The following is a 3,138-nucleotide window of genomic DNA, read 5'->3' as shown; positions in this document are numbered from 1 at the left end:
CGTTATTCTTTCTAAACAAGCTAGATTAGAAAGAATAACGTATTCTTATAAATTTTTCGATTTAAGATGAATTATTACTATTTGTGGAGGAGTTGCCGACTTCTAGATGAAGTGAAAATCGGGGAAGTTCAAGGAGGTATTTAAGTGATGGATAAACAACATAGAAAGTTTAGTAAATCTAGTACCTGTTATCAAAAGGTTTACAAATGTGAGACGCTTATCCTAGGTGAAAACTCAAATGTTAAAAATATTTTTTCCACTCCTGAATTTATTTGTCCAGGTGAACAATTTGAAATAGACATAAATACTATACTTCAAGTAAGTTGTGTCTCTGATTCTTCGGGGTTAATTGTTATAGATTCATTAGATATTGTGGTAAATGGAGCAGCTAAGTTTACAGAATTTGAATTAATTGAGAAAAATGGATGTCCAAATGGATGTCCAGCAGGTACTTTCTCGGGGCTTATAAGCCCTGATGAAAAAGCAATCACTTTAATTTATGATAATTTTTCTGTGGAATGTGAAGGAGCGTGTGTTAATTTAAAGTGTTGTATGAACTTTTTTCAATTAGTTGCAGATGAATCAAATGAAATGCAACAAATCAACTTTGATGTAATCCTAAGGGGATTTGCTTCACTAGATGAAGGATGCGGTGGGCAATTCAACGATAATTTTGAATCGAAAATTAATATAGGAACAACACTCATAGTAAAAGGAGATAAATAGAATCCACTTTAGATTTAGGAATAGGACGACATGGCCATCTAGATAATCAATTAATCGCTGAATTTATTTATATTATCATTCCGTTCGTACATATTCTGCTTTAAATGGGATGAATCTTTATCAGTACTCAAGATCAATCGTGTAATCTAAATTTTGTTCTAGTTTTACTTGAACAGGTCATAATCTGATAATAGAAATAAAATACAGACTTTTCCTGAAAAAATGTATATCTGCAAAACCTGGAAAAAGTGACTTGAAAGGAGGCTCAAAATCATGGGTTTTGAATCATTAAATAGAAAAATGCTAACTAAGCCACATGGATTTACTGCAGGAATAGAAGGTCCTTCATGTGATAAAGAAGGGAATATTTATGCTGTTAATTTTAAAAGAAAAGGTACGATTGGCAAAGTAAGTCCAAATGGAGATAGTAAAGTCTTTATTGAGTGACTTAAAAATAGTATAGGTAGTGGGACACGTATTGATCGTTACGGAACATTGTATATTGCTGATTATTGTAACCATAATATATTCGCAGTTAATATTGAAACAAAAGCAATAAGGGTGTTTGCTTTTAATCCTGCTATGAATCAGCCTAACGATTTAGTGATAACTGATGAAGGTGTTTTATTTGCTAGTGATCCCAACTGGAGCAAATCAACAGGACAATTATGGCGTATTGATAAAAATGGGAGCACTCATTTATTAGAAACGAATATGGGAACTACTAATGGAATTGAAGTGAGTCCTGATGAAAAAAACTATATGTAAATGAAACTGTACAAAGAAAATATCACCTGTTTCGGTGGCAATTAATAAACAACGTCAGGGTATTGGTAAGTATATGTTGCAGGAAGGTATTAAATTTGCAACAAAAAAGGGATATAGGGGAATTATTGTTGAGGGAGATTATCAATATTATTAACGCTTTGGATTTATTACATCAACTAAATTCGGTATCTATGCGCCCAAGAAAAAACTTCCGCCTTCTGTGGAAAACTTAATAGCTATGGAGTTGTATGAAAATGGGTTGGAGAATATTTCAAGTGAAGTAGATTATTCAATTTATAATTTATTGCAACATTGACATCTATATGAGAAACAGTTGCCACTTTATCTCCTCTTTATAAGATTTTTTTATGAAACTAGTACCAAAAGAAAGGTGACTTAATATGAAGCTTGAAACTAATAGACTGATGTTTAAAAAACCTTGATCTTAATCTAATTGAGGCTGCAGCACAGCGTGATAAATAGGCAATTGAAGCAATGGGATAACAAACCAACGGTGAGTGGCCAGGTGCAGATTTTTTTTGAAGCTTTACCCTACTTTCGGGAACTTCTGATTAAAAATAATGGAACTAAAGGATTTGACTCCTGGATTATTGTAGCGAAAGATACCAAAGAAATAGTTGGCAGCATTGAAGTTTTTGGTAGTCCTGATTTAGACTGTATGATTGAGATTGGCTTTGCTATTAATGAAAGTCAACGACGCAAAGGTTATTGTTTTGAAGCTGCCCAAAAATTATTAAACTGGGCCTCAAATCATGATGAGGTCAATTATATCACAGCCAGATTTGATCTTGATAATATTAATTCTAAAAATGTTTTGATAAAATTAGGGTTCCAAATGGATCACAGAGATGCAGAATTAATTTACTGGAAATATAGTAATAATGGACAAATCTTATAAGACTTGTCCATTGCTATACTATGGTTATATAACCAGAAATAATCAAACTTTATTTTAAAGCTACACTAAGGTTTTGAAATATCTATAAAGCGAAAAAAGCGTTATCTTTTCCTAAGATACTACAGAAAGAATAGCGTATTTTTTCATTTTAAGGAAGTTTAGTTTTATTAGGTTGATAGCGATGGGGGCCCGCCAGCATTTCGGAAAAAACCCTCGCTAAGCAAAAACATACAATAAGCTGCCCATATGGACAGCTTATTTACATAATTTTCATTATCGGTAGCAACTATTTTGATAGAATCCTTGTGTTTATAAGGTTTCTTGTCTTTCTGTCTATATATACCTTATACATGATTTTATACATCGTTGATATAGCGGGGATTCTAGGTATCCCCGCTATTCTTTTTTTGCATAAAATCTTGTATATAGAAAAAAAGATTTTGATGTTATTATCGAGAAGCATTACATATCGGTGTTAAAATCGGAAATGCATACACCGGAAATTGTTGCGGATTTTTTAGGGATCACACCCGATTTGCTAAAGGTATGGTCAAATGAATTTAACATACAAACGGAGCAAAGTCAGGGAGGGCATCGTAGATACTCTAAGGAAAATATAGAAGAATTAAAAGCAATAAAAGAAAAAATACAGGTGCAAAAATGGTCTTACGATCAAGTTCGAGCATGGCGAAACGGAGAACTTGATTCGTTTGTTTCAAAAGAAG

4 protein-coding genes and 1 pseudogene are annotated in these 3,138 nt (G+C 32.7%); all 5 read left to right on the top strand.

The features are described 5' to 3' along the window. Nucleotides 1–147: 147 nt before the first annotated feature. Nucleotides 148–726, top strand: a complete 579-nt coding sequence (locus MR167_RS31060) for a DUF4360 domain-containing protein (RefSeq protein WP_242316205.1) — start codon at nucleotides 148–150, stop codon at nucleotides 724–726. 273 nt (nucleotides 727–999) lie between these two features. Beyond that, nucleotides 1,000–1,173 (top strand): hypothetical protein, encoded by a 174-nt coding sequence (locus MR167_RS31055; protein ID WP_002083500.1) that lies wholly within the window; start codon nucleotides 1,000–1,002, stop codon nucleotides 1,171–1,173. 48 nt (nucleotides 1,174–1,221) lie between these two features. After that, nucleotides 1,222–1,494 carry an SMP-30/gluconolactonase/LRE family protein gene (locus MR167_RS31050; protein ID WP_002083499.1) on the top strand — a complete coding sequence of 91 codons (273 nt, stop codon included), beginning with the start codon at nucleotides 1,222–1,224 and terminating at the stop codon, nucleotides 1,492–1,494. Between the two features lie 401 nt (nucleotides 1,495–1,895). Then, a pseudogene (locus MR167_RS31045) lies at nucleotides 1,896–2,413 on the top strand (GNAT family N-acetyltransferase). 487 nt (nucleotides 2,414–2,900) lie between these two features. Continuing rightward, a partial coding sequence (locus MR167_RS31040) for a MerR family transcriptional regulator (protein ID WP_242316204.1) occupies nucleotides 2,901–3,138 on the top strand: 238 nt, incomplete at its 3' end.

It is taken from the genome of Bacillus cereus group sp. BfR-BA-01355 (genome assembly GCF_022663675.1).
Classification (GTDB): Bacteria; Bacillota; Bacilli; order Bacillales; family Bacillaceae_G; genus Bacillus_A; species Bacillus_A thuringiensis_S.
This window is presented reverse-complemented; position numbering and strand designations above follow the sequence as displayed.